The organism is Tamlana carrageenivorans (genome assembly GCF_002893765.1).
Taxonomy (GTDB): Bacteria; Bacteroidota; Bacteroidia; order Flavobacteriales; family Flavobacteriaceae; genus Pseudotamlana; species Pseudotamlana carrageenivorans.
The window spans coordinates 288,811-314,246 of the sequence record NZ_CP025938.1 but is presented as its reverse complement, the minus strand read 5'-3'; the positions used below and the strand labels follow the sequence as shown (position 1 = coordinate 314,246).

Sequence of the window (25,436 nt, the reverse complement as noted above, 5' to 3'; positions counted from 1 at the left end):
TCCTCTATAGATTAACTACTATTTTTGCTTAATTCTAAAATCCCCCAACTTTTGCTCTTGATCCGATAGGACTCATTAAATGCTTATAAATGCTGTTTTAGTAGCCAAGAGTACACCGCTTCATTATTGTAAGTTTCGGTCCAACTATCGTGAGTCGCATTTGGGTACAAAGTTAGTTTAGTATTTTGGTTTAGTTTTTTTAAGGTATTATAGGCTTCTTTGGTTTGTTCTACGGGAACAACAGTATCTTTTTCGCCATGAAAAAACCATACTGGAAGGTTTTTAGCCCATTTTAAATAAATCATTGGAATATCTGCCGCACACACCGAAATCATCGCAGCATAGGTTTTAGGGTTGTTCACAGCCATACGCCATATGCCATCACCACCACGACTAAGTCCAGCGAGATAGATGCGTTTTTTGTCAATAGGTAGCGAGTCTGCTAAACTCATAGCCATCTTATGAATCGTTCGATCGTCCCAAAGACCTTTTTTATTGGGGTTAAGTGGAGCAAAAACATAAAAAGGAAAATCTTTACCCTCTGCAATACGTTTTGGTATGCCGTGAGCTTTGGCGACATTTAAATCTGTATCACTTTCTGCACCACCATGTAAAAAAATAACAAGTGGGGACTGCTCGTTATTTTGTGAAGGTGTGTATAGTAAATATTGCATTTCTACTCGGTTAACCGCTTCTTTTTTATGAGAAGATAATTGAGCGAACATGGTCGTTGTGCACGTTAAGGTTAAGAATAGTAAGCGTATTTTATTGGTCATGACTGATATTTTGTTTTAAAGGGAGCTCTAACTTCTATTATGCTATAAGGCGTATAAATTACTTGTGATTTATTGTGCAATTAATCAAGAACATAAAAAAGCCCTAACAGTTTTGTCAGGGCGATACTATTTTATGTTTTTAAAATTTATCCGTTCATAGAAATTAAAAACTCTTCATTGTTTTTAGTCTGTTTGAAGCGTTCGTTAATAAACTCCATGGCTTCAACAGGATTCATGTCGGCAAGATACTTACGCATTACCCACATACGTTGCACTGTGGTGTCATCTAATAAAATATCGTCGCGACGCGTACTTGAAGAGGTTAAATCGATAGCAGGGAAAATTCTACGGTTAGAAATTTTTCTATCCAATTGAAGTTCCATGTTACCAGTTCCTTTAAATTCTTCAAAAATAACCTCATCCATTTTAGAACCTGTTTCGGTAAGTGCGGTAGCGATAATAGTTAAAGAACCACCATTTTCGATATTACGAGCAGCACCAAAGAAACGTTTTGGTTTGTGTAAAGCATTCGCGTCAACACCACCACTTAATATTTTTCCAGATGCTGGTTGTACCGTGTTATAAGCACGAGCTAAACGAGTGATAGAGTCTAATAAAATAACTACATCATGTCCACATTCAACTAAACGTTTTGCCTTTTCTAGTACGATGTTCGCAATTTTTACATGCTCATGTGCTTCCTTGTCGAAAGTAGAAGCAATGACTTCACCACGAACGTTACGCTGCATATCTGTGACTTCTTCAGGACGTTCATCAATTAATAAAATCATTTGATACACCTCAGGATGATTGGCAGCAATGGCATTCGCCACATCCTTCAAAAGCATGGTTTTACCTGTTTTTGGTTGCGAAACAATCATACCACGTTGTCCTTTACCTATAGGTGCAAATAAATCCATAATACGCGTAGAAATGGTACTTTGTTTTTCAGCAATATTGAATTTTTCTTGCGGGAAAAGTGGCGTTAAATGTTCAAATGATACACGGTCTCTAACGACATTTGGATTCTGACCATTAATTTTACTTACCTTAATTAAAGGGAAGTATTTTTCACCTTCTTTAGGCGGTCGCACATGACCTAAAACGGTGTCACCAGTCTTTAAACCAAATAATCTAATTTGTGATTGAGACACATAAATATCATCTGGTGATGATAAATAGTTGTAATCTGAAGAGCGTAAAAAGCCATATCCATCTTGCATGATATCTAAAACACCTTCGCTTTCAATGATAGCATCAAATTCGAAATCAGGCTCACGGTAACGGTTTCTGTTGTCTTTATTGCCTTTATCAACATTACCATTTTTTTGGTTTCTGTGTTGATTTTTATTCTGATTGTTTTGATTTGGGTTATTTTGATTTCTAGAAGCTTGTTTATTACCCGACGTATCGTTTTGCTTTTTTGGTTTCGAACTATTGTCTTGCTTTGAAGCTTCCTTTTGTGGTTTTGGAGCCGTTTCGGTTTTAACTGGTTCTGAAACGGGAGCTTCCACTTTATTATCGGTTGGTGCTGCAGTAGTTTCTTCTGCTTTTTGAGGGGTGTTTTTAACTATTTTCTGAACACGTTGTCTAGGTTTTCTAGCAGCTGGCTTTGCCGTTTTTGTGTCCGTTTCCTCTATATTTTTAGCTGGTTCAATAGGTTCTATTGGTGTTACAGCTGCTTTAACCGCTTTAGGGTCTGCAGCTTGCTGATCTAATATTTGGTATACAAGATCTAATTTTTTTAATGAACGAAATTTAGGAACGTTCAATTTCTTAGCAATTTCCTGTAAATCAGCTAGCTTTTTTTCTTTTAATTGTGAAATTTCAAACATTGATGTTTAATTGAATATGTTGTTATCGAACACTAACTTGTGTTATTTTGAAAAAATGAATTTATTCTGAAGATTTAATCGCTTGTAATTGCGACTGTTGAGAATTATTAATGCAATTATACAACTTTATTTTATTTTATTGCATTAATTCTTTTATTTTTGCCTTTTAGAGTAGAAAAATCATATGTTACAACGTATACAAACCATATATTTATTACTAGCAGCTGGAGTTTCTGGAGGACTAATTTTTGTCTTTAATTTGTGGGAAACTGTCGATGGGGTAAAAGTTTACGCCGATGACACCACATACATTTACTTTATGTTTTTAACCTCAGCGCTTTTTTCTATAACCTCTATCTTGCGTTACAAAAATAGGAAGTCTCAGTTTATGTTGGGACGCCTTAACATCATATTAAACTTTTTTTTATTAGGATTTTTTGTGTATTTATCTCTAAATGTATCTGGAGAAACGGCGGTTTCTGAGAAAGGTATTGGGATGCTTCTCCCTATTGTTTCTATCGTATTTTTAGCTTTAGCCAATAAGGCCATCAAGAAGGATGAAGATCTTGTAAAATCTGTAGATCGATTGCGATAAACCTAACATCTTAGTAATATTAGTGCGTGAACCCAAGGTGAAGATCTTGGGTTTTTTTGTGCGATATATTTTATTTCAATTTAGTCTTTTATCAGATTTTTTTAACTTTCCTCAAGCCTCAAGCCTCAAGCCTCAAGCCTCAAACTAACGCATCTTTTTATTTGCCTCACAAAGTTCTATAATTTTGTTTATTCTTTTCTTTTTGGTGGCTTCTCGCTTAGCACTTTCGAGATAAAATAAATACGATTTTTGGTAGCCCTTAGCGAAGTTTTTATAATTTTTATAGGCTTGTGGATTTTTATTGAATGCGTCTTGAAGTTCTTTTGGAATAACGCCGTTTTGAACATCGTCCATGACGGTACAGGCTCCCGACTCTTTAGCTATTTCAATAGCCTTAAATCCAGATTCCTGCATTAAGTTAGCCTCAATGAGTTCGTTTACTTATTTTTTATTGATAGCACTCCAGCTGCTTTTAGGGTTTCTCTGACAAAAATATTGACGTCTTTTGCCGTCACCTAAGCTTTGTACTTTGGAGTCTATCCAACCAAAGCATAAGGCTACTTTTACAGCCTCTTCCCAACGCATGGTGGGGATGTTGGTTTCTAGTTTGTAAAAAATCAAGTAGACCCCTTTTTCTTTGTTGTGATTTTTAACAAGCCAATCAAACCAATCGGTATCCCTTTCAAAATACGCTTCCTGAATCGCATTCAAAATTTAAAGCTTTTTTGTGTTTACGTAGAAATCTTCATCTACATTAAATGTCGAAATCGGTTTTTCGTTGTTTAAAGTTTTCCATTCCGAATTAGGGTATAGCCACTGTTCCATGTTATTTATGGTAATTTGAAGAGGCATATCAAAGTCTTCAACAATATGGGTCCAACGATATTTTAAGACGCTGTCGTCTATACGGTATTCTAAAGTAGGGATTTGTATGGTTCTTAAATACTGATTAAAGAATGGCGAAAGATCAATGCCAGAATTTTGACTTAAATAGTTTTCAATTTGCAGGGTTGTTACCGTTTGGTGGTAGAAGGTTTTATTCATTCCAACGAGGATTTTTCGCCATTTCTCATCGTCTTCAATAAGTTGTCGAAGGGTGTGAAGCATGTTAGCGCCTTTGTAGTACATGTCGCCAGATCCTTCATTATTTACATGGTATTTGCCAATAATGGGTTTGTCGTTGGAAATATTTCTACGCGTACCAATCATATATTCCGAAGCCGCTTGTTTTCCGTAATAATAGTCTAAAAATAGCGATTCAGAGTATGCGGTAAAACTTTCGTGTATCCACATATCAGCAATATCCTTATTCGTAATGTTATTCGCAAACCATTCGTGACCTGATTCATGAATGATAAGAAAATCAAATTTTAATCCCCAGCCCGTGCCAGATAAGTCACTTCCTAAATAACCTTGTTTGTAGTGATTTCCATAGGTTACAGAACTTTGGTGTTCCATACCCAAATAAGGGACTTCAACAAGTTTGTAACCGTCTTCGTAAAACGGATAAGGCCCAAACCAATGTTCGAAAGCTTTCATCATTTTGGGTGCATCTTTAAAATGAACTTTTGCTTTTTCAAGATTGTCTTTAAGCACATAATAATCCATATCTAATTGGCCTTTTAACCCATTATAAACTTCAGAAAAGTGTGCATAATCGCCCATATTCACATTAACCCCGTAATTATTAATGGGGTTATTTACAAACCAGGTATAGGTTTTTGAACTCCCATGTTGCTCTACTTTTCTTAGTCGCCCATTAGAAACATCCATAAGGTTTTTTGGGACATTTACACTAATAAGCATGCTGTCTACCTCGTCGTACATATGATCTTTGCAGGGCCACCAAACGCTCGCACCTAAACCTTGGCAGGATGTGGCTACAAAATCGTTACCGTTTTTATCCTTTTTCCATGAAAAGCCGCCATCCCAAGGGGCGTTAACGGCTTCTTTTGGATGCCCTTTGTAATGCACCTCTATACTTTCAATACTTCCGGTTTTTTGTTCTTTTTTTAAACTGATGAAATGTGCATTGCCATCCTTTTTTACTTGTAGTTTTTTACCATTTTGAAGTACTTCTGTAATTTTTAAAGGGGCTTGCAAATCGATTTGTATGATTTGGTTCGTCTTTAAAACTTTATACTGTATGGTGTTTTTTCCTGAAATAAATTTAGTGCCTGGATTTACTTTAATATCTAAATGATAATACGTTAAATCCCACCAAGCGCGCTCTGGTGTAATACTTCCTCGTAATGAGTCCTGCCTTGTGAATGTGACATTATCTGAAAAAAGACTTTGCGCTTTCGCGGAAAAAAAAGCTAATAATGAAAAAATATAGATAAGGAATAAACGATTTTTCATGTCGCAATTTTGGTTTAATGATTAAGTTAAAAGGGGGTTTTAGTTTTTAATAATGCTGTTAGGAAATGTAACAACACTTTCAAAACCTTGTTCTCCAACGGAAGCCACCCCAAAATAGAAATTATCGATAACGATACCTTGAAGCATAAATTCAGAAACATCACCCACATAACGACTATAATCCCAAGTAGGCGAGGTGGTATCGCGCCAATATATTTTATAGCCTTTGGCTTCTTTAATTTTATCCCACTTTAATTTAACCGAGGCTTCAACAATACCGCCAATGGCTACATTTTTAGGAGCAGGAGGGGCAGCAGCTAAGCTCGCCATAGTAATAGCATTTACCGCAGTAAGTTTTTTTGCATAACCAAAATTAACATGTTCAATTATATCGCCATATTTAATACCGTTTTCTTCTCTAATATCTTGATGTTGTTGGGTATAGTTTTCATGAGCTTCCATAATTCTTATGCCCGCATAACCTAAATCGTTAAACGGACGATGATGTCCACCACGACCAAAACGATCGAGCCTGTAAACCATCATTGGGTTCATTTCAGGCATGTAGGTTCTTGTTGTTTTATAGATGTATCGTGCTAGTTGGCGTGAAATACCATCTACTTCGCCGCCATAAAATCTTCGTAACGTTCTTTGGCGCTCTGTTTCGGTTGGCGGGACGGGTTCAGAAAATATTCTAAAGGTTCTGTTGTCTATAACGCCATCAATTCCTTTAATATTTCCAATCATGTCGTTATTTAAAACACCAATAATTTCCCAATGCTTATTTTTTGCATATTGCGCTAAACCTGCACCACCAAATAAACCTTGTTCTTCACCAGATAACCCGACATAAACTATACTATTTTCAAACTTATATTCACTTAAAACTCTGGCAGCTTCAATAGTTCCGGCCATTCCAGAAGCATTATCGTTTGCACCAGGCGCATCAGTAGTGAAATTCATAGTGTCGCTAGCTCTCGAGTCGATATCGCCACTCATTATAATGTAGCGGTTAGGATATTTTGTGCCTTTTTGTATCGCCAAAACATTAACAACCCAAGCATCATGTGGTACGCGGCTATTCCCTTTTTTAGTCACAAAATCTTTTTGATAAAAAACATCTAGACAATTATGACATGACTCCGAAATATTTTCAAATTCAGATTTAATCCAACGTCTTGCGGCACCAATTCCTCTGGTATTAGAAATGGTATCGCTAAAGGTATTTCTCGTGCCAAAATTAACTAGTGTTTGAATGTCTTTTTCAATACGTTCTTCAGAAACCGCATCAATTATTTTATATATTTTTTCGGAAGTTTGAGAAAAACCAAGTTGTAAAATACAAAAGAAGCTCAGGGTAAGGAGTCGTTTCATTTTTTTCTTTAAAAATAATCATTAGTGTCCGATAAAAGATTTAAAAAGCGGGATTTCCAAGATAGGATTTCCCGCTTATTTTGTATCTTGAAGTTATCACACATCCAAGATATGAATAAAAGTAAAAACTTTAGCGGACAACCCATAATCAAACAGGTATTAAATTTCATTTTGCCCAAAGATGTTCATCGGACAGCCAAAAAGCACAACAGCGATCGCTATACCAAAAAGTTTACCACCTATGAGCATTTGGCCACTATGGTATTTACCGTGATCAGTGGCTGTAGCTCACTTCGTGAGGTTTCCAGTATTATGCTTGCCTGCGAGGGAAAGATCAACCATCTAGGACTCACGGACTTTCCAAAACGCAGTACCTTGTCAGATGCTAACAGGAGAAGAAGCTCTGAAGTATTTGCCGATATTTATCATTTACTCTACAAACGTTACCATCGCTTTTTATCGGATAGCAGACCCTTAGAACCTGCAGTGAAGAACCTTAAAATCGTTGATTCCTCGACCATCCCCCTATTTAGCGACATTCTTAAAGGTGTAGGAAGGAACCCGCTCAACGGCAAAAAGAAAGGAGGTATCAAGATGCATACTATGATAAACGCCATGGAAGACGTTCCTTGTCTGATTAAGTTTTCAAGCGCGGCCACGCACGACCACACCTTTTTAAAAGACCTGGAACTCAAGAAGGGCTCTTATGTGGTTTTTGACAAAGGGTATGTGGATTATGAGCAATACCAAAAATGGACACTGGAAGATGTTTACTTTGTGACTCGGCAAAAGGACAATGCTCGCTATACAAGCCTTGAAGAGTTTGATATCTCCAATAAAGTGGACGATGCTGTCCTAAAGGACGAAAAAATAGGGCTTACGGACAAAAACGGCAATGCTTTTTCCCTGAGGAGAATCGCTTTTTGGCACGAAAAGCACCAAAAAGTTTATGAGTTCATCACTAATAATTATGATCTTGATGCAGACAAAATAGCCGACATCTATAAAAATAGGTGGCAGATTGAGACGATGTTCAAGCGGCTTAAACAGAACTTTCCGCTAAAGTATTTTTTGGGAGACAATCAAAATGCCATCGAAATACAAATCTGGGTCAGTTTGATAATCCAGCTCATTATGCTTGTGATCCAAAGAAAAGCCCAAAGAAACTGGGCTTATTCCAATATGATGTCCGTCATACGATACCATTTGATGACATATATCGATTTGTTCAAATTCCTGAAAAACCCAGAAGCTAATTGGGAAGAGATTACAACCAAAAACATTGGGCAATTAAGCCTTTTTGACCCATAAGGAGGTTCTGTTTTCAAAATAAAGAATGCGATCAATAAAAAAGGCCAACACCAAAGCTTTTTTAGCTAATTCTGTTTTTTATCGGACAACAATAGTTAAATTTAATTAATACTGTTCTTTCAACTTACCTTTTCTCAAGGATTCTCCAGTAAGGTTTATCCTATGCGATGAATTTACAATACGATCTAGTATCGCATCAGCGATAGTGCTTTCGCCGATAATATCGTACCAAGCGGATACAGGTATTTGTGAAGCTACAATCGTTGCTTTTTTATCATGTCTTTCATCGATTATGTCCATAAGCGCCTCTCTGTCCTGATTGTCGAAGCTCTGTAAACCAAAATCATCAAGGATAAGCAGATCTACTTTTAATAGTTTTGCAAGTTCTTTAAGGTAAGTGCCATCTACTTTACTTAGTTTTAATCGTTTCATCAGTCTAGCAGTATTTGTGTATAGGGTTCTTTTATTCATCATACAAGCTTGATGTCCCAATGCCTGAGCTATATAACTTTTACCCACTCCAGAGGATCCTGTGATAATCAAGTTTTCCTTTTTTTGTACAAAATCTAGAGTAGCCAAACGCTCGAACATATTTCTGTCCAAGCTTCTGTTGTGCAGGTAATTAATATCTGTAAGTGTAGCTCCCTGCTTAAAGGCTGCTTGCGTTGTAAGCCTTTTTATCTTTCTATTCTGAAGGTCTTCCCATTGGTGATCGGTAAGCAATGCTAGATATTGATCTGGCGTAAGACCCTCTATTCGGTTATCACTAAGGTGGTTGTGATGGAGTTCAGCCATAGCTGTTAATCTCATTTTTCTGAGTTTTTCGATGGTGTGATTTGTATTCATATATGTATAAAATTTAAGTGATTTTTTCGTGTTGTTTTTACTTATAATTGGATGCCCCACGGATGTTCGCATGCTTGGGGATATGAGAACCTCGGTCTGTTTCTTCTTGTAGGAATAAGGAGCTTTGATCTAGATTATTCTTCAGTATGTTGGTTATCCTGTTGTAGCTTACAGCATCAGCCTGTATGGCTCTTTTGCAAGCATTATCTAACCTTTGGGAGCCATAAGACTTATGGAGTTGTATAACGCCCATAGCTCTTTTATACCCTGTTTCAGGATAATCCAACGCAGCAATAATCCGCTCGACACATGCTGCAACATAACTACCATGGACAGCTGCCTTGTTCTTAAAGTATTGCGGACTCCACTGGCTGTATTGTTTATGAGAACTACTAAGGTGATCCTTGTTGGTTATGTATGCGCCTTTGGAACCGCTACGTTGGTGTATAGCTATGCGCTGTTGATTATAATACACCTCTACCATGCCTTTGGTATAGTGTAGCGTGGTTTCCTTGCCAATGTAACGATATGGAACGCTGTAGTAAGTCTTATCTGGTGAAAAATAGATATAGCCTATTTTCTGAACCTTAGCTCTTCTATATTCTTTTATCTCGTAGCGTGTACTGCTTAAGGGTTTTAGATACTCTCGTTCGACGCTTTGGAAGAGCTCCAGACGACTAGCTTCTTTGCGTTGGAATAATAGGTTGTTGTAGCACTCTAGCAGAAGTTTTATCTCTTTGTTTAGATCTGCTAAAGAAAAAAAGGTCATTTCCCGAAGGGGATAATAAATCCGTTGATAAGCTAGATGCACCGCGTTTTCCACCAGCGCTTTATCTTGAGGGGAGTAACTACGCGTTGGATTGACCACGCAGTTGTAATGGCGGGCAAAGTCTTTAAAACTACGGTTAACCTGAGCTTCGTATCTACTAGATCTGGTAACGGCTGATTTTAGATTGTCTGATACGATGGCCTTGGGTACTCCCCCCGTAGAAATGAAGGGCGTTTTCGCAACAACTTATAAAATCTTCACGCTTTTGGCTCATACAAGCCTCAACATAGGTATACTGACTGTTAGGGAGGATGGCAACAAAGACCTCTACTGGAAGTATCTCGCCTGTGATTTTGTCTACTATCTGAAGTTTTTTTCCAGCAAAGTCCACGAACATCTCTTTCCCTGCCTCGTGTTCAAGTTTCATAGATCCCTTGATCTTGGCATATTTACGATGGTAATGCTCCATGAATTGAGTGTAACTATAAGGGTCTTTAACCTTTTGACTATATTCTGTGTAGTGGTACAAAAAAGTAAATCCTGGGTGGTTCCGAGCCTTATTAATACTTTCAAAATAAAGCATCAATTCATCATAGCGTTTGTTATTTATGGTTGTATGAGATGTAAAGAGCTTTTCTAGGGTGTGGTTGTCTAGCTTTAATAACTCCTTAAAACTATAACCACTACCTTTAAATAGGTGTATATAGCTATTTATAGTGTTGCGGGAAATGCCAAGTGTGGCTCCAATTTGACGGTTACTATAACCATCTTGTTTTAAGTTGATAATTTGTTTTAGGTCCATTGGATCAAGTGTGTTGGCCATATCGCTTTTTAGAGCAATAAGGTAGTCACAAAGTTGTGAAAATAATGTTTCTATCCTTTTCCTCTTTTTTCTAAATACATAAGGCTGTACTTTGTAATTTTTTTGATTGCTTCTCATAGGTGTATTTAGCGTTATATTACAGGTTTCAAACAAGTTAAGCTGTATTTCTGTTGATAAATAGCCTTTATCACCAATTAATGTACAATCGCTTATTTGCATCTTAATATCTTTAAGATAATTAATATCGTGTACAGATGCTGGACTCAAATCGATACTTTGAAAGACACCATTTACAGAACAAACAGCGTGCAGTTTATAACCGTAATAATTAGAACTTTGAGCTGCACAATAACCTTTATCTGGAAATGCATAAGTGTTTTCTTTACAAATCTTTGAACGAGAACTGCGTGATAATTTACAAACTTCTAAAGGCATACTATCTACTACAAAATAATCTTCAAATTCATTAAAATGGGAAGCTAAGCTTAACCTGATACTGTTGAGCTTATTAACTAGTTTTCGTCTTCTTCTATTGTAGACACTTCTCTCTATTTTTGATAATAGGGAATCTGGAAGTTTTCTAAAAAGGTCATTTTCACTATCTATTCCCATAAATTCGGCAGTAAGACTCAAACTGATAAGTTCTAAATCACTAAGCTTTGGTTGTCGTCTTTGATAACTTAAAAGTTGTTCTTTCGATATTTTTCTTAATACTTCCAATATTCTTTCGTAATTTGCACTCAAGTTGTTCATTATTAATGATTTGTAGTTAAATCAATTTACTGATTTTCAGTAAGATGAACAACTTTTTTCTTTTAAATCATAATGCACAACGGGTTACCCTTTTAAAAAGATATAGAGGAAAGCGCGACCCTTGGGTAACGCCCATAGAAAAACCACCACTTTTACCCTGTTTAAAACTTCGTAAACAAGTAAAATTTCCTTGCTTATATTTTTAGGTAGAAATCCGCTAAAAAACACTAATTTTGTGCTTTCTTTTTTAACTATACAAATAGAGACATAATGATTCATTTCTTTGGAAACGTAACCAGCAAAGTGTTTGCTGTTCAAACAACAAAAGAATTATCAACCGAAACCATTACCAAACTGGAATGGTTGTTTGGCAACCAGCCAAAAATAGAAGAAACAGCGTTGGATGCGTTTTTTGTTGGGCCACGAGCTGCTATGATTACGCCTTGGAGTACGAATGCTGTGGAAATCACTCAAAATATGGGGATTTCGGACATTATTAGAATTGAAGAATTTCAAGCTGTCGCTGAAAACTTTAAAGATTTTGATCCGATGATTTCGGAAAAATTTAAGGGTTTAAATCAGGACTCCTTTACTATTGATATTCAGCCTGAAGCGATTTTAAATATTGAAGATATTGCTGCTTACAATACGCAAGAGGGTTTATCTTTAAGTGATGAAGAGGTGGCTTATCTAGAAGGTGTGGCTAAAAAAATTGGTCGCCCGTTAACCGATTCTGAAGTTTTCGGATTTTCGCAAGTGAACTCAGAGCACTGTCGTCACAAAATTTTTAACGGAACCTTTGTGATTGATGGCGAAGAAAAACCAACCTCTTTATTTAAGTTAATTAAAGAAACATCGAAACAACATCCTAACGATATTGTTTCGGCTTATAAAGATAACGTGGCTTTTATTAAAGGCCCAAAAGTGGAGCAATTTGCACCGAAACGTGCCGATATTCCTGACTTTTACGAAACTAAAGATTTCGACTCTGTGATTTCGCTTAAAGCGGAAACTCATAACTTCCCTACTACTGTTGAGCCTTTTAACGGTGCTGCAACTGGTTCGGGTGGTGAAATTCGTGATAGATTAGCCGGCGGAAAAGGTTCTATTCCTTTAGCTGGAACAGCGGTTTACATGACGTCTTATTCAAGATTAGAAGAAAACAGACCTTGGGAACAAAAGTTTGAAGCTAGAAATTGGCTATACCAAACCCCAATGGATATTTTAATAAAAGCATCCAATGGTGCTTCCGATTTTGGTAACAAATTCGGTCAGCCACTAATTACAGGTTCTGTATTGACTTTCGAGCATAATGAAAACACGTCGGCAAGCGATGCTGCTGCCAGACGTTTAGGTTTTGATAAAGTGATTATGCAAGCGGGTGGTATTGGTTATGGAAAAGCAGACCAAGCCTTAAAAGACACCCCTAAAGCAGGTGATAAAATAGTTATTCTTGGTGGTGAAAATTACCGAATTGGAATGGGTGGTGCTGCGGTATCATCGGCCGATACAGGTGAGTTTGCTTCAGGAATTGAATTAAACGCGGTACAACGTTCGAATCCGGAAATGCAAAAACGTGCTGCTAACGCCGTTCGTGGTATGGTGGAAGGTGATGAAAACTTTATCGTTTCGATTCACGATCACGGTGCAGGCGGACACTTAAACTGTCTTTCGGAATTGGTTGAAGACACCGGTGGAAAAATCGATTTAGATGCGCTTCCAGTTGGCGATCCGACCTTATCAGACAAAGAAATTATTGGCAACGAATCACAAGAGCGTATGGGCTTAGTGATTGCCGAAAAACATATTGAAACCTTACACAAAATTGCCGATCGCGAGCGTTCACCTATGTACACTGTAGGTGATGTTACCGGCGACGACCGTTTTACGTTTCAGTCTAAAACCAAAGGAAATACGCCAATGGATTTACCGCTAGAGGATATGTTTGGTAGTTCTCCAAAAACTGTTTTAACAGACAAAACCGTTACTAGAAAATATAAAAACTCAAGATATAAAACCAAAAACTTACAAATCTACTTAAATCAAGTATTACAACTGGAAGCTGTAGCTTGTAAAGATTGGTTAACAAATAAAGTAGACCGTTGTGTTGGTGGTAAAGTAGCGAAACAACAATGTGTTGGTCCGTTACAAATTCCTTTAAACAACGTGGGCGTTATGGCCTTAGATTTTAAAGGTAAAGAAGGTGTAGCAACAACCATTGGGCACTCCCCTATTTCTGGATTAATCAACCCACAAGCAGGAAGTAGAAACTCGATTACCGAATCGCTTACCAATATGGTTTGGGCGCCATTAAAGGATGGCTTACAATCCATTTCGCTTTCGGCAAACTGGATGTGGCCTTGTAAAAATGAAGGTGAAGATGCACGTTTATATGAAGCTGTTCAAGCAGTTTCGGAATTTGCGATCGACTTAGGTGTGAATGTGCCAACAGGTAAAGATTCGCTTTCAATGAAGCAAAAATACCCTGATGGTGATGTGATTTCTCCTGGTACGGTTATTATTTCTGCAGGAGCTAACTGTAACGATATCACTAAGGTGGTAGAGCCTGTTTTAAAACAAAACGGTGGGAATATTTACTACATTAACATCTCTCAAGATGACTTTAAACTAGGTGGAAGTTCTTTCAACCAAGTATTAAATGCTATTGGTAGCGATGCGCCTGACGTGAAGAATCCTGCTTTTGTTAAAACAGCTTTCAACACCATTCAAGATTTAATTAAAGCGGATAAAATACAAGCGGGGCACGATGTGGCTTCTGGTGGTTTAATTACCACTTTATTAGAGCTTTGTTTTGCTGATGTAAATTTAGGTGCCGATTTAGACCTTTCTGCTTTAAACGAAGAAGATTCTATCAAGGTTTTATTTGCTGAAAACAGCGGATTAGTTTTCCAAGCGGATGCTTCGGTAGAAACGGTTTTAGCCGAAAACAACATTGAGTTCTTCAACATTGGTTCTGCTAATGACACTGGGAACCTTAACATTAAAAATAACGACGATACGTTCACGTTCAACATTGCTGAAACCAGAGACGTTTGGTATAAAACATCTTTCTTATTAGACCAAAAGCAAACAGCAAATGGTTTAGCGCAAGATCGTTTTGATAATTTTAAAAATCAACCGCTACAATACACATTCCCTGAAAACTTTACAGGTATGATGGCAGACATCGTGAAAAGTACAGCGCCAGTTGGCAAACGTCCAAAAGCTGCTATTCTTCGTGAAAAAGGATCTAACTCAGAACGTGAAATGGCGAACGCTATGTTTTTAGCTGGATTTGATGTGAAAGACGTACACATGACCGATTTAATTTCTGGTCGTGAAACTTTAGAAGACATTCAGTTTTTAGGTGCTGTTGGTGGTTTCTCTAACTCCGACGTTTTAGGGTCGGCTAAAGGTTGGGCTGGTGCCATTAAATACAATGAAAAAGCGAATAAAGCGATACAGAATTTCTTTAAAAGAGAAGACACGCTTTCTGTAGGAATCTGTAATGGTTGTCAGTTATTTATGGAACTGGAAGAAATTAATCCAGAACATGACATTCACGGAAAAATGCACCATAACGATTCTCAAAAACACGAGAGTTCGTTTACTTCTGTAAAAATTCAAGAAAACCACTCAGTAATGCTTTCTTGCCTTGCTGGTAGTACTTTAGGGGTTTGGATTTCACATGGAGAAGGGAAATTTAACTTACCTTATGCAGAAGACCAATACCATATTGTAGCTAAATATGGTTATGAAGGTTATCCAAATAACCCTAACGGATCCGATTATAACACAGCCATGCTTTGTGATAAAACAGGTCGTCATTTAGTAACTATGCCACATATTGAGCGTTCTACGTTCCAATGGAACTGGGCAAACTACCCAGATAACAGAAAAGACGAAGTAACCCCATGGTTAGAAGCTTTTGTGAATGCGCGACTTTGGATTGAGAAGAAATAACTAATTACAAATTATAAAAAAGAGAGGCTGAATTCAAGTTGTAAAACACGAATTCAGCCTCTCTTTTATTTCATCAATTAGACGCTTATTTTAAAGCGTCATAAAAGTCCCGGAATACCATATTTATAATGTAGCATTCCAACAGCAAACATAGCCATTAAGCAAATTATAAGAATTGATAGCGGTATAACTAATCGATCTACGACAGATAGCTTTTTAGCTCTTGCTTTATCCCCAATCAATCCATTATTATCTAAAAACATAGCTAATGCCCATGCTAACACTGGGTTAGTAACCATAGCTGCAAAAATACATATACCAGCAGCTTGAGCGCAGGCACTCTCTTTTACCATTTGAATTCCCGCTTCAATCATAGGTAAAAACACACCTACTAACAAAGCTATACAACGTACCGGCGGCCACACAGCTACATCCATTGGTGAGCCTAATATGGCAACACCTATAACCATTAAACCTAATAATATAGCACCGGCTGGAATTGGTCGTTTTGCAATAGCTGCAGGAATCATATAGGTTCCCCATGAAGACGTTATATTTCCTCCACCAACGGCTGTACCTACAATTTGACGGAAAGAACACATGGTCATGGTGTCGTCGACATCCATTAATACTTTTTCCGTTTTTTTCGGATAATTCATTTCTTGAAAAATACGATGCCCTAAAAAGTCAGGCGACCACATCGCCACAGCTAAAATTGCAAAAGGCAATGATGCTACAAAGTGCTGCATATTAGGCATACCTAACATCCAACCATGCTCGGTGCTTCCCCACCAATGTACAGGATTTAAGTTAGGCACTCCCATTTCAGTCGTGAAATGCAAATCGAAACCAGCACCTCCAATTAAAGCGACTAACAAAGCAATTATGGCACAGGCAGGAATAGACAACCATCGTTTTCCTAATCGGGCCAACAAACTATAAACAATTACAGTAACGCCTAAAATGATAAGCCCTAAATACCCCATAGAACCTGGTCCAGACTCAGGATTTGAAAGCCCCATACTCCATGCTTGTATGGTTTCAATCTGCCCTATACCCCCTGTAAAACCGAGAAAAATAAGTAATCCACCTGCAACTCCTTTACTTGTTAAATTCACCAACCTGGAGCCTCCTTTAAAAACACTCAACAAGAGGCCAAAGACTCCAATTAAAATTGCCAAAGCTAAAGGGTGGGCCCCTGCCAATGCTATACTAGCAATAAGCGGAATCATAGGTCCGTGATTCCCTGCTAAGTTTGCTCTCGGATTTAAAAAACCGGATGCTAAAATTACAAACAAAAATGCAGGAATAAGCATTTCAACACGAGTAACCTCAATTGCGAAAGCTTTACCAAGTGTTATATGATCCCAAGCCTCGGTAAGACCTTCGGCCCAGGCCATCATAACCGAAGAATACATAGCAACAATACCAACAGTACCAGCAAAAGCGGGTACTAAATCCTCCCATTCAAATCTAAAATCTCTACCAGGTAAATTTATCCTAAAGCGCCTAGGCTTCATGATTTGCAATTCGTGATTCAAATAATCTGTTCTGCTTGCAAATTCTGAAGCAGGCTTATGTAGTTTTTTATAGGTGCTCATATATGGGTATTTTTTCCGAAACAAAGATAATTTCAGCATAAAAAACATTAACTGATAAATATCAGCTAAACCAGATAAATGATCTTTTTTTACACAAAAAAAACGGTCAACTTTATCGTAAACCGTTTTATATCATCAGAATAAAAGTTTAAATATTTTAATTCACCTTAACTTCTTTAAAATATTGCTTTAAAATATCTACTGCGACACTCAACTCTTCCGAGGTGTTTTCGCGAGCATCTTTCAATTCATAATCCCAACCTAGAGCTTCCCATTTATGAATTCCTAATTTATGGTAAGGCTGAATTTCAATTTTTTCAATCGTTTTATAATCTTTGAAGTATTCCCCTAGAGCATGTAGCAATTCGGGTTTGTTTGTTATTTCAGGAATTAAAACATAACGCAACCACATGGCTTTTCCTGATACTTCACGGTGTTTAGCAAAGGTGAAGGCAGTTTCCAAATTGCGTTGCCCTGTTATGGCTTCGTAACCTTCCTCCGTCATATGCTTAATATCCAACATAACTAAGTCGGTGTAATCATCTAATAAGGTTTTAGCAAACCTGTTTAAAAGTCGGCCATTAGTATCAATATTCGTATGAATACCCTCTTCTTTTAACCGCTTAAAAAATGCTACTAAAGCTTTAGATTGCAATAAGGGCTCGCCACCAGATACGGTAACGCCTCCTTTTTTACCAAAATAAGGCTTCACTTTTAGGACCATGTCTACCAATTCTTCAATCTGATATGGTTTCCCTCCAGAGGTTTCAATGGTATCTGGATTATGACAATACAAACATTTCAGTTTACAACCTTGTAAAAAAACCACGAATCGAATTCCTGGGCCATCATGGGTTCCAAAAGATTCTATAGAATGTACATTTAATATGTTCTCTTTATTTTGTGTCATGTTTCAATTTTAATAAAAAAATAAGCACCTGAAAAATACAGTATTTAAACTAATTCCCAGGTGCTTTTTCAAAATATAAATAAAACTCTACATGGATTCGTGGAAAGAACGTGTAATCACTTCTAATTGCTGTTCTCTTGTTAATCTAACAAAATTTACTGCATATCCAGAAACACGAATTGTTAATTGAGGGTAATCCTCTGGGCGCTCCATAGCATCCATTAACATTTCTCTATCTAACACATTCACATTTAAGTGCTGTGCATTTCTACTGAAATATCCGTCGATAATAGTAGCTAGATTGTCAATTCTATCAGCTTCATCAGAACCTAAAGATTTAGGAACCATTGAGAACGTATTAGAAATACCATCTAACGAATCTTTATAATCGATTTTAGATACTGAGTTTAATGATGCGATGGCACCGTTACAATCACGTCCGTGCATTGGGTTAGCCCCAGGTGCAAATGGTACGCCACTAGCTCTACCGTCTGGAGTAGCTCCTGTTTTCTTACCGTAAGATACGTTTGATGTAATGGTTAACACAGACATTGTTGGCTCTGCATCTTTATAAACTGGTAATTTTTTCAATTCGTTATTAAAATCGGCTACAGCATTTGCAGCTAATGTATCTACACGATCATTATCATTACCATATTTAGGGAACTCACCTTCAATTTTAAAATCTACGGTTAATCCATCCTCATTTCTAATAGGCTTAACTTTAGCGTATTTAATCGCTGAAAGTGAATCCGCTACAATAGATAAACCTGCAATACCGTAGGCAATATTAATACTTGGATTAGTATCAATTAAAGCCATTTGAGCTTTCTCGTAGTAATATTTATCGTGCATGTAGTGGATAATATTCATAGAATCGTTATACACACGAGCCACTTCTTTCATAGCTATTTTGAAGTTAGCCATTACTGCATCGAAATCTAAGTACTCACCATCTAATTCTTTAATACCTTCAACCATAGGTTTTCCAGTATTCTCGCAACGACCACCGTTAACGGCTAATAATAATGTTTTAGCTAAGTTAGTACGTGCACCGAAGAACTGAATAGATTTCCCTAAGCTTTGGTAAGATACACAACAAGCAATTCCGTAATCATCAGAACCACGTTCTGCGCGCATTAAGTTATCATTTTCAAACTGAATTGAAGAGGTGTCAATAGCTACTTTAGCACAGAAATCTTTAAAGTTTTGTGGTAATTCTTGAGACCATAAAACTGTCATATTAGGTTCTGGTGAAGGGCCTAAGTTGTATAATGTGTTTAAGAAACGGAAAGATGTTTTAGTCACCTTAGTTCTTCCATCTTCAAACATACCACCAATAGCTTCGGTTACCCAAGTTGGATCTCCTGCAAAAATCTCATCGTAAGCCGCCATTCTTAAGTGACGTACCATACGTAATTTCATTACGAATTGATCAACATACTCTTGAGCCTCCTCTTCGGTAATTAACCCTGCTTTTAAATCGTTTTCTATATAAATATCTAAGAACGTAGAAACATTACCTAAAGACATTGCTGCCCCGTCTTGTTCCTTAACAGCTGCTAAATAAGCCATATATGTCCATTGTACTGCATCTTTAGCAGTTTCAGCAGGACGACCTAATTCTAAACCGTAATTAGCTCCTAATTGTTGAATTTCTTTTAAAGCTTTTATTTGCTCTGAAACCTCTTCACGTAAACGAATAACAGATTCTGTCATTGGTCCTGTGATATTTTCTAAATCGGCTTTCTTAGCCTCAATTAAAGCAACGATTCCGTAAAGAGCCACACGACGGTAATCCCCAATAATTCTACCTCTAGCGTAGTTATCTGGTAATCCAGTTAAAAACCCTAAAGAACGGAATTTTCTAATTTCAGCATTATAAGCATCAAAAACACCATCATTATGCGTTTTTACATATTTAGAAAATAACTCAGTTAAATTTTCATTCGGTTTTACACCTTGCTCATCTAAAGCTTTTTGCACCACTTTAAAACCACCAAATGGTTTCATAGCACGCTTTAGTAACTCATCTGTTTGTAAACCAACAATAACTTCATTCTCCTTGTCGATGTATCCTGCTTCAAAAGCACTTACTGTAGAAATCACTTCTGTGTCTACCGAACGAACTCCGTTTCTTTGCCTTTCTTCTAGGGTCGCAACTTTACAAACTTCCCATAGCTTTTTAGTTTTCTCGCTTGGTCCAACTAAAAAATCATGAGTACCATGGTACGGGGTAATGTTTTGAAATACAAAATCTCTAACATTAATGGTCTCCGCCCAAATTCCGTTTTTAAACTGTTTTACTTCCATGTTTATTTATATTAATATTTCTAAATATAATTTAGCATCAATGATGTGTATACAAAGGTATGACCTGATGTAAACTAATAAACTGATATTTGTCAGTTTCTATATTAAATTGAGGTTTTAAAATCTCGAAAACGTTTGAAATTCAATTAATAAACTTTAATAAATTCAAACTTTTTCAATTACACAAATAGGAGTCATTAAATTTAAACGAAAGAACCTAATAATTCGCAAATTATCCGCCGTAAAACTAAAAGATTCGCAAAAAACATCATAAATAATTTTTATTTAATTTCGGGCACTTTTAAAAACAGGGGAGTTAGGGTAAATATTAATTAGTAGAAAAATTTAACAAATGTTTATCTTATCTTGTAAATTCTTATTTGAAATTCTTATTTAATTTCATAATTTGCAAGACACCACACTATACTAGAACTATAAAATGACTGAAATCACCAGATTATTTGACTTTCCTTATTTTCAACTTGAAAATAAACCAACTGATTCTGCTTTAGTTACAAAATACAACGGCGAATGGGTTAAAACCTCAACTCAAGAATATATTGAAAAAGCCAATGCGATAAGCCGTGCTTTATTAAAACTGGGGGTTAATAAGAATGATAAAATAGCGGTTATTTCGTCTTCTAATCGTACCGAATGGAATATTGTAGACATTGGTGTATTGCAGGTTGGCGCACAGAATATTCCTATATATCCAACCATTTCTGCCGAGGACTATGAGTATGTATTAAATCATAGTGAATCTATTTATTGCTTTGTTTCTGATGAAGAAGTTTTAGAAAAAGTCAATACGGTTAAACAACGTACTAAATTAAAAGAAATTTATTCCTTTAATATTATCGAGGGCTGTAAACATTATTCTGAATTATTAGACCTTGGGGCAGACACCGGTAATCAAAACGAGGTTGAAGCTAGAAAAGAAAGTGTAAAACCTAACGATCTCGCTACAATCATTTACACCTCCGGGACTACAGGTAAACCCAAAGGTGTTATGCTTTCACACTGGAACATTACAAGCAATGTTTTAAACAGTATTCCCAGGCTACCTATACGGGGAGAAAACACCAGAATTTTAAGCTTTTTACCTATTTGCCATATTTTTGAACGCGTGTTGATTTACATTTATCAGCATGCGGGAGTATCGATTTATTATGCTGAAAGCCTTGACAAAATTGCCGATAACGCTAAAGAAATTAAACCTAACCTTATGAGTGTGGTTCCTAGACTTTTAGAAAAAGTTTACGACAAAATTATGGCTAAAGGCACCGAGCTTACTGGTATTAAAAAAGCACTTTTCTTTTGGGCTGTAGGCCTTGGCGAAATATGGGAACCCTATAAGCAAAATGGCGCTTGGTATGAATTTAAGCTTAGCATTGCCAACAAACTTATATTTAGCAAATGGCGGGAAGCTTTGGGAGGTGAGTTATATACCATGGTCTCTGGGAGCGCTGCGCTACAACCCCGTTTAGCTAGAATATTTTGCGCTTCAGGGATGAAAATTATGGAAGGTTACGGACTTACAGAAACCTCTCCGGTAGTTTCCGTTGGAAAATACGCCAACAACATGTTTAAAATAGGAACTGTTGGAAAACCTATTGATAACGTTGAAGTAAAAATTGCTGAAGATGGCGAAATCCTAATTAAAGGCCCAAACGTCATGATGGGGTATTTTAAAGATTCTGAAAAAACAGCAAGTGTCATGACAGGCGATTATTTTCATACTGGAGATAAAGGTGAAATTGACAGTGATGGCTTTTTAAAAATTACTGGGCGTAAGAAAGAAATGTTCAAAACCTCTGGTGGCAAATACGTAATCCCCACCCTACTTGAAAACGATTTGAAACAATCCCGATTTATTGAACAAATTATGGTGATTGGCGAAGGTGAGAAAATGCCAGCGGCACTTATTCAGCCTAATTTTGAATTTATTAGAGAGTGGATTGCACGCAAAAACCACAATATGGATACCAGCAATACCGCGGCCATGGCTAATTCAGAAATTATCATTAACCGTATTCAAAGAGAAGTCGATACGTGCAATAAAAAATTTGGCAAATGGGAGCAAATAAAATCTTTTAAACTCACTCCCGACGTGTGGTCTATTAAATCTGGACACCTCACACCAACTATGAAAATACGTCGTTCTGTAATTTCTGAAATGTATCACGATCTTATCGAAGATATTTATAGACCGTAGATCATTTTAAAATTTATAATTTCAATAAAGTTATTCTTCAAAATACCACGCTTCTTACTATGCGTGCATAATAAAATTTGTTATATTTGGGAAAATCATCCAAATATAACATGAAAGACAAGACCATTGATTATATATTACGAACGACCTGGTTAACAGTTCAAAAAATGTATAATGAGGAAGCTGCAAAAATAGACAGCACCATGGCTACAGGCTTTACTCTATTGAGTATAGATCCTGAAAAAGGTACCCCTTCAACCGCTTTAGGCCCTAGAATGGGTATGGAAGCCACAAGTTTATCGAGACTATTAAAATCGATGGAAACCAAAGGTTTCATAGAACGGAAACCAAATCCTGAAGATGGTAGAGGTGTTATTATTACCCTCACAGAATTCGGATTAGAAAAAAGGGATATCTCTAAAGAGAAAGTTTTAATCTTTAATGAAGCCATTCGTAAAAACGTCTCCGAAGAACAATTAAATCATTTCTACGAAGTTGCCGAAGTTATTAATCAGATGGTTTGCAACAAAAAAATCTACAAATAAACCCAATAGCTAAACTATAATGAGCAAAAGAAGAATTAATAAAGTAGCCATAATTGGCTCTGGAATCATGGGTAGCGGTATAGCATGTCATTTCGCCAATATTGGTGTTGATGTCCTTTTGCTAGATATCGTTCCTAACGAACTTAATGCTAAAGAAAAAGCACAGGGACTAACGCTTGAAAATAAATCGGTAAGAAACCGTATCGTTAACGAGGCTTTATCCGCTGCATTAAAATCTTCTCCTTCTCCGATTTATCACAAAAGTTTTGCCAGCAGAATTACCACCGGAAATTTAGAAGATGATATTGAAAAAGTGTCACAAGTCGATTGGATTATGGAAGTGGTTGTGGAGCGCCTTGATATCAAAAAACAAGTCTTTGAAAAGCTTGAAAAACACAGAACCCCAGGAACGCTTATTACAAGTAACACCTCTGGAATTCCCATAAAATTTATGAGTGAAGGTCGTAGTGATGATTTTCAAAAACATTTCTGTGGTACACACTTTTTTAATCCTGCGCGTTACTTAAAACTGTTTGAGATCATTCCTGGTCCAAAAACAGCAGATTCTGTCGTAGAATTTTTAAACCAATATGGCGAAAAGTATTTAGGAAAAACATCTGTAATCGCTAAAGACACACCTGCTTTTATTGGAAACCGCATCGGTATTTTCAGTATTATGAGTTTATTCCACATTGTTAAAAGTATGGACTTAACCATCGAAGAAGTTGATAAACTAACTGGTCCTGTAATAGGCAGACCTAAATCGGCAACCTTTCGTACTGTAGATGTTGTGGGCTTAGACACTCTCGTTCATGTAGCAAATGGCATTGCCGAAAATTGTAAAAACGATGAACGTTTGGAATTATTTAAACTTCCTAATTTCATCGACACCATGATGGAAAACAAATGGCTAGGTAGTAAAACAGGTCAGGGTTTTTATAAGAAAATTAAAAATGAAGATGGCCAAAGTGAAATTTTATCTCTAGACCTTAACACTTTAGAATATAGAAAGAAAAAATCGGCGAAATTTGCCACTTTAGAACTCACCAAGCCTATTGAAAAAGTTATTGATAGGTTCAAAATATTAGTGAATGGGAAAGATAAAGCTGGTGAATTCTACCGTAAAACCTTTGCGGCTTTATTTGCTTATGTATCACATAGAATTCCTGAAATTTCAGATGAAATTTACAAAATAGATGATGCCATGAAAGCTGGTTTCGGCTGGGAACACGGTCCTTTTCAAATTTGGGACGCTATTGGTGTTGAAAAAGGTTTAGAACTTATCAAATCTGAAGGTTCAGAACCGGCTTCTTGGGTCAATGACATGGTCGCCTTAGGAAATACATCTTTTTATACAGTGAAAGAAGGCGCTACCTATTTTTATGATGTGCCTTCTAAAACACAACAAAAAATTCCTGGACAGGATGCTTTCATTATTCTAGATAACATCAGAAAATCTAATGAAGTATTCAAAAATTCGGGTGTTGTTATTGAAGATTTAGGTGATGGCATATTAAACTGCGAATTTCAGTCTAAAATGAATACCATTGGCGGCGATGTTTTAGCGGGACTTAATAAAGCTGTAGATATAGCTGAAAAAGATTTCGACGGACTCGTTATAGGAAATCAAGGTGCCAACTTTTCTGTAGGCGCTAATATTGGTATGATTTTCATGATGGCCGTAGAGCAAGAATACGACGAGCTTAATGCCGCGATAAAATATTTCCAAGATACGATGATGCGTATGCGTTATTCGTCAATCCCAACAGTTTCTGCACCTCATGGCATGTCCTTAGGCGGTGCTTGCGAATTATCTATGCACGCCGATAAAGTTGTAGCAGCTGCCGAAACTTATATCGGACTGGTGGAATTTGGCGTGGGTGTGATCCCAGGAGGTGCAGGATCTAAAGAAATGGCCCTTCGTGCTTCAGATAGCTTTAGAAAAGGAGATGTTGAATTGAATGTATTACAGGAATATTTCCTCACTATTGGCATGGCTAAAGTGGCTACTTCGGCTTACGAAGCTTTCGATTTAGGCATACTCCAAAAAGGAAAAGATATTGTGGTAACGAATAAAGATCGTCAAATAGCGACAGCCAAAGCTCATGCCAGAATTATGGCCGATGCAGGCTACACCAAACCCGTAATACGTAAAGATGTAAAAGTTCTAGGCAAGCAAGCTCTTGGTATGTTTTTAGTAGGAACCGATTCTATGGAAGCAGCCAATTTTATAAGCGAACACGATCAAAAAATCGCTAACAAACTAGCCTATGTTATGGCTGGTGGTGACTTATCAGAACCCACTCTAGTTACCGAACAATATTTATTGGACCTAGAGCGCGAGGCTTTCCTAAGTTTATGTACCGAACGTAAAACTTTAGAACGCATTCAGCACATGCTAAAAACAGGAAAACCTCTTAGAAATTAGAAGAGCCCTTACCCCCAA

17 protein-coding genes and 1 pseudogene are annotated in these 25,436 nt (G+C 36.9%); 6 read left to right on the top strand and 12 right to left on the bottom strand.

Annotation, left to right across the window (positions count from 1 at the left end; all coding sequences use genetic code 11):
- Positions 1-83 precede the first annotated feature (83 nt).
- Positions 84-776, bottom strand: coding sequence for a carboxylesterase family protein (locus C1A40_RS01450; protein ID WP_102994343.1), 693 nt, complete (start codon positions 774-776; stop codon positions 84-86).
- Between the two features lie 146 nt (positions 777-922).
- Positions 923-2,611: a transcription termination factor Rho gene (rho, locus tag C1A40_RS01445; RefSeq protein ID WP_102994342.1), complete on the bottom strand. Its 1,689-nt coding sequence runs from the start codon at positions 2,609-2,611 to the stop codon at positions 923-925.
- 184 nt (positions 2,612-2,795) lie between these two features.
- On the opposite strand from rho, the gene C1A40_RS01440 reads away from it, so the two are divergent.
- Positions 2,796-3,206, top strand: a complete 411-nt coding sequence (locus C1A40_RS01440) for a DUF4293 domain-containing protein (RefSeq protein WP_102994341.1) — start codon at positions 2,796-2,798, stop codon at positions 3,204-3,206.
- Between the two features lie 144 nt (positions 3,207-3,350).
- On the opposite strand, the gene C1A40_RS18715 is transcribed toward C1A40_RS01440, so the two are convergent.
- The 4 genes from C1A40_RS18715 to C1A40_RS01425 are packed head-to-tail and all read right to left on the bottom strand — an operon-like array spanning position 3,351 to position 6,941.
- A complete protein-coding gene (locus C1A40_RS18715) occupies positions 3,351-3,620 on the bottom strand; it encodes a YdeI/OmpD-associated family protein (protein ID WP_338418067.1) in 270 nt (89 codons plus the stop codon).
- 27 nt (positions 3,621-3,647) lie between these two features.
- Entirely contained in the window at positions 3,648-3,917 is a 270-nt protein-coding gene (locus C1A40_RS18710; protein WP_338418066.1) for a YdeI/OmpD-associated family protein, read from the bottom strand.
- Positions 3,918-3,920: 3 nt separating this feature from the next.
- Positions 3,921-5,567, bottom strand: a complete 1,647-nt coding sequence (locus C1A40_RS01430; protein ID WP_102994340.1) for a M1 family metallopeptidase — start codon at positions 5,565-5,567, stop codon at positions 3,921-3,923.
- A 39-nt stretch (positions 5,568-5,606) separates the two neighbouring features.
- A complete protein-coding gene (locus tag C1A40_RS01425; RefSeq protein ID WP_102994339.1) occupies positions 5,607-6,941 on the bottom strand; it encodes a M28 family peptidase in 1,335 nt (444 codons plus the stop codon).
- 111 nt (positions 6,942-7,052) lie between these two features.
- Between C1A40_RS01425 and C1A40_RS01420 the strand changes: the two genes are divergently transcribed.
- The gene (locus C1A40_RS01420; protein WP_102994338.1) at positions 7,053-8,252 is read left to right on the top strand and encodes an IS4 family transposase; all 1,200 of its coding nucleotides are present in this window, start codon (positions 7,053-7,055) and stop codon (positions 8,250-8,252) included.
- A gap of 105 nt (positions 8,253-8,357) precedes the next feature.
- On the opposite strand, the gene istB is transcribed toward C1A40_RS01420, so the two are convergent.
- The 3 genes and pseudogenes from istB to C1A40_RS18390 all read right to left on the bottom strand — a co-directional run.
- On the bottom strand, positions 8,358-9,098 hold the full coding sequence (istB, locus tag C1A40_RS01415) for an IS21-like element helper ATPase IstB (RefSeq protein WP_102994337.1): 741 nt from the start codon (positions 9,096-9,098) through the stop codon (positions 8,358-8,360).
- A 37-nt stretch (positions 9,099-9,135) separates the two neighbouring features.
- On the bottom strand, positions 9,136-9,966 hold the full coding sequence (locus C1A40_RS18265; protein ID WP_241910428.1) for a Mu transposase domain-containing protein: 831 nt from the start codon (positions 9,964-9,966) through the stop codon (positions 9,136-9,138).
- A 592-nt stretch (positions 9,967-10,558) separates the two neighbouring features.
- Positions 10,559-11,443 (bottom strand): annotated as a pseudogene (locus C1A40_RS18390) (IS982 family transposase); the annotation flags it as partial.
- 270 nt (positions 11,444-11,713) lie between these two features.
- On the opposite strand from C1A40_RS18390, the gene purL reads away from it, so the two are divergent.
- On the top strand, positions 11,714-15,406 hold the full coding sequence (gene purL / locus C1A40_RS01400) for a phosphoribosylformylglycinamidine synthase (protein WP_102994336.1): 3,693 nt from the start codon (positions 11,714-11,716) through the stop codon (positions 15,404-15,406).
- Between the two features lie 98 nt (positions 15,407-15,504).
- Here the strand turns inward: purL and C1A40_RS01395 are convergent, their stop codons facing one another.
- The 3 genes from C1A40_RS01395 to pflB form a co-directional block, all read right to left on the bottom strand.
- Entirely contained in the window at positions 15,505-17,007 is a 1,503-nt protein-coding gene (locus C1A40_RS01395) for a DUF3360 family protein (protein WP_102994335.1), read from the bottom strand.
- A 157-nt stretch (positions 17,008-17,164) separates the two neighbouring features.
- Positions 17,165-17,917: a pyruvate formate-lyase-activating protein gene (pflA, locus tag C1A40_RS01390; protein WP_102994334.1), complete on the bottom strand. Its 753-nt coding sequence runs from the start codon at positions 17,915-17,917 to the stop codon at positions 17,165-17,167.
- An 87-nt stretch (positions 17,918-18,004) separates the two neighbouring features.
- A complete protein-coding gene (gene pflB / locus C1A40_RS01385) occupies positions 18,005-20,230 on the bottom strand; it encodes a formate C-acetyltransferase (protein WP_102994333.1) in 2,226 nt (741 codons plus the stop codon).
- A gap of 439 nt (positions 20,231-20,669) precedes the next feature.
- Here pflB and C1A40_RS01380 point away from each other — a divergent pair, with 439 nt between their 5' ends.
- The 3 genes from C1A40_RS01380 (at position 20,670) to C1A40_RS01370 (ending at position 25,418) form a co-directional block, all read left to right on the top strand.
- Positions 20,670-22,445, top strand: coding sequence for an AMP-dependent synthetase/ligase (locus tag C1A40_RS01380; protein ID WP_102994332.1), 1,776 nt, complete (start codon positions 20,670-20,672; stop codon positions 22,443-22,445).
- A 110-nt stretch (positions 22,446-22,555) separates the two neighbouring features.
- Positions 22,556-22,990, top strand: a complete 435-nt coding sequence (locus C1A40_RS01375; RefSeq protein ID WP_102994331.1) for a MarR family winged helix-turn-helix transcriptional regulator — start codon at positions 22,556-22,558, stop codon at positions 22,988-22,990.
- Between the two features lie 19 nt (positions 22,991-23,009).
- On the top strand, positions 23,010-25,418 hold the full coding sequence (locus C1A40_RS01370; protein WP_102994330.1) for a 3-hydroxyacyl-CoA dehydrogenase/enoyl-CoA hydratase family protein: 2,409 nt from the start codon (positions 23,010-23,012) through the stop codon (positions 25,416-25,418).
- Positions 25,419-25,436 lie beyond the last annotated feature (18 nt).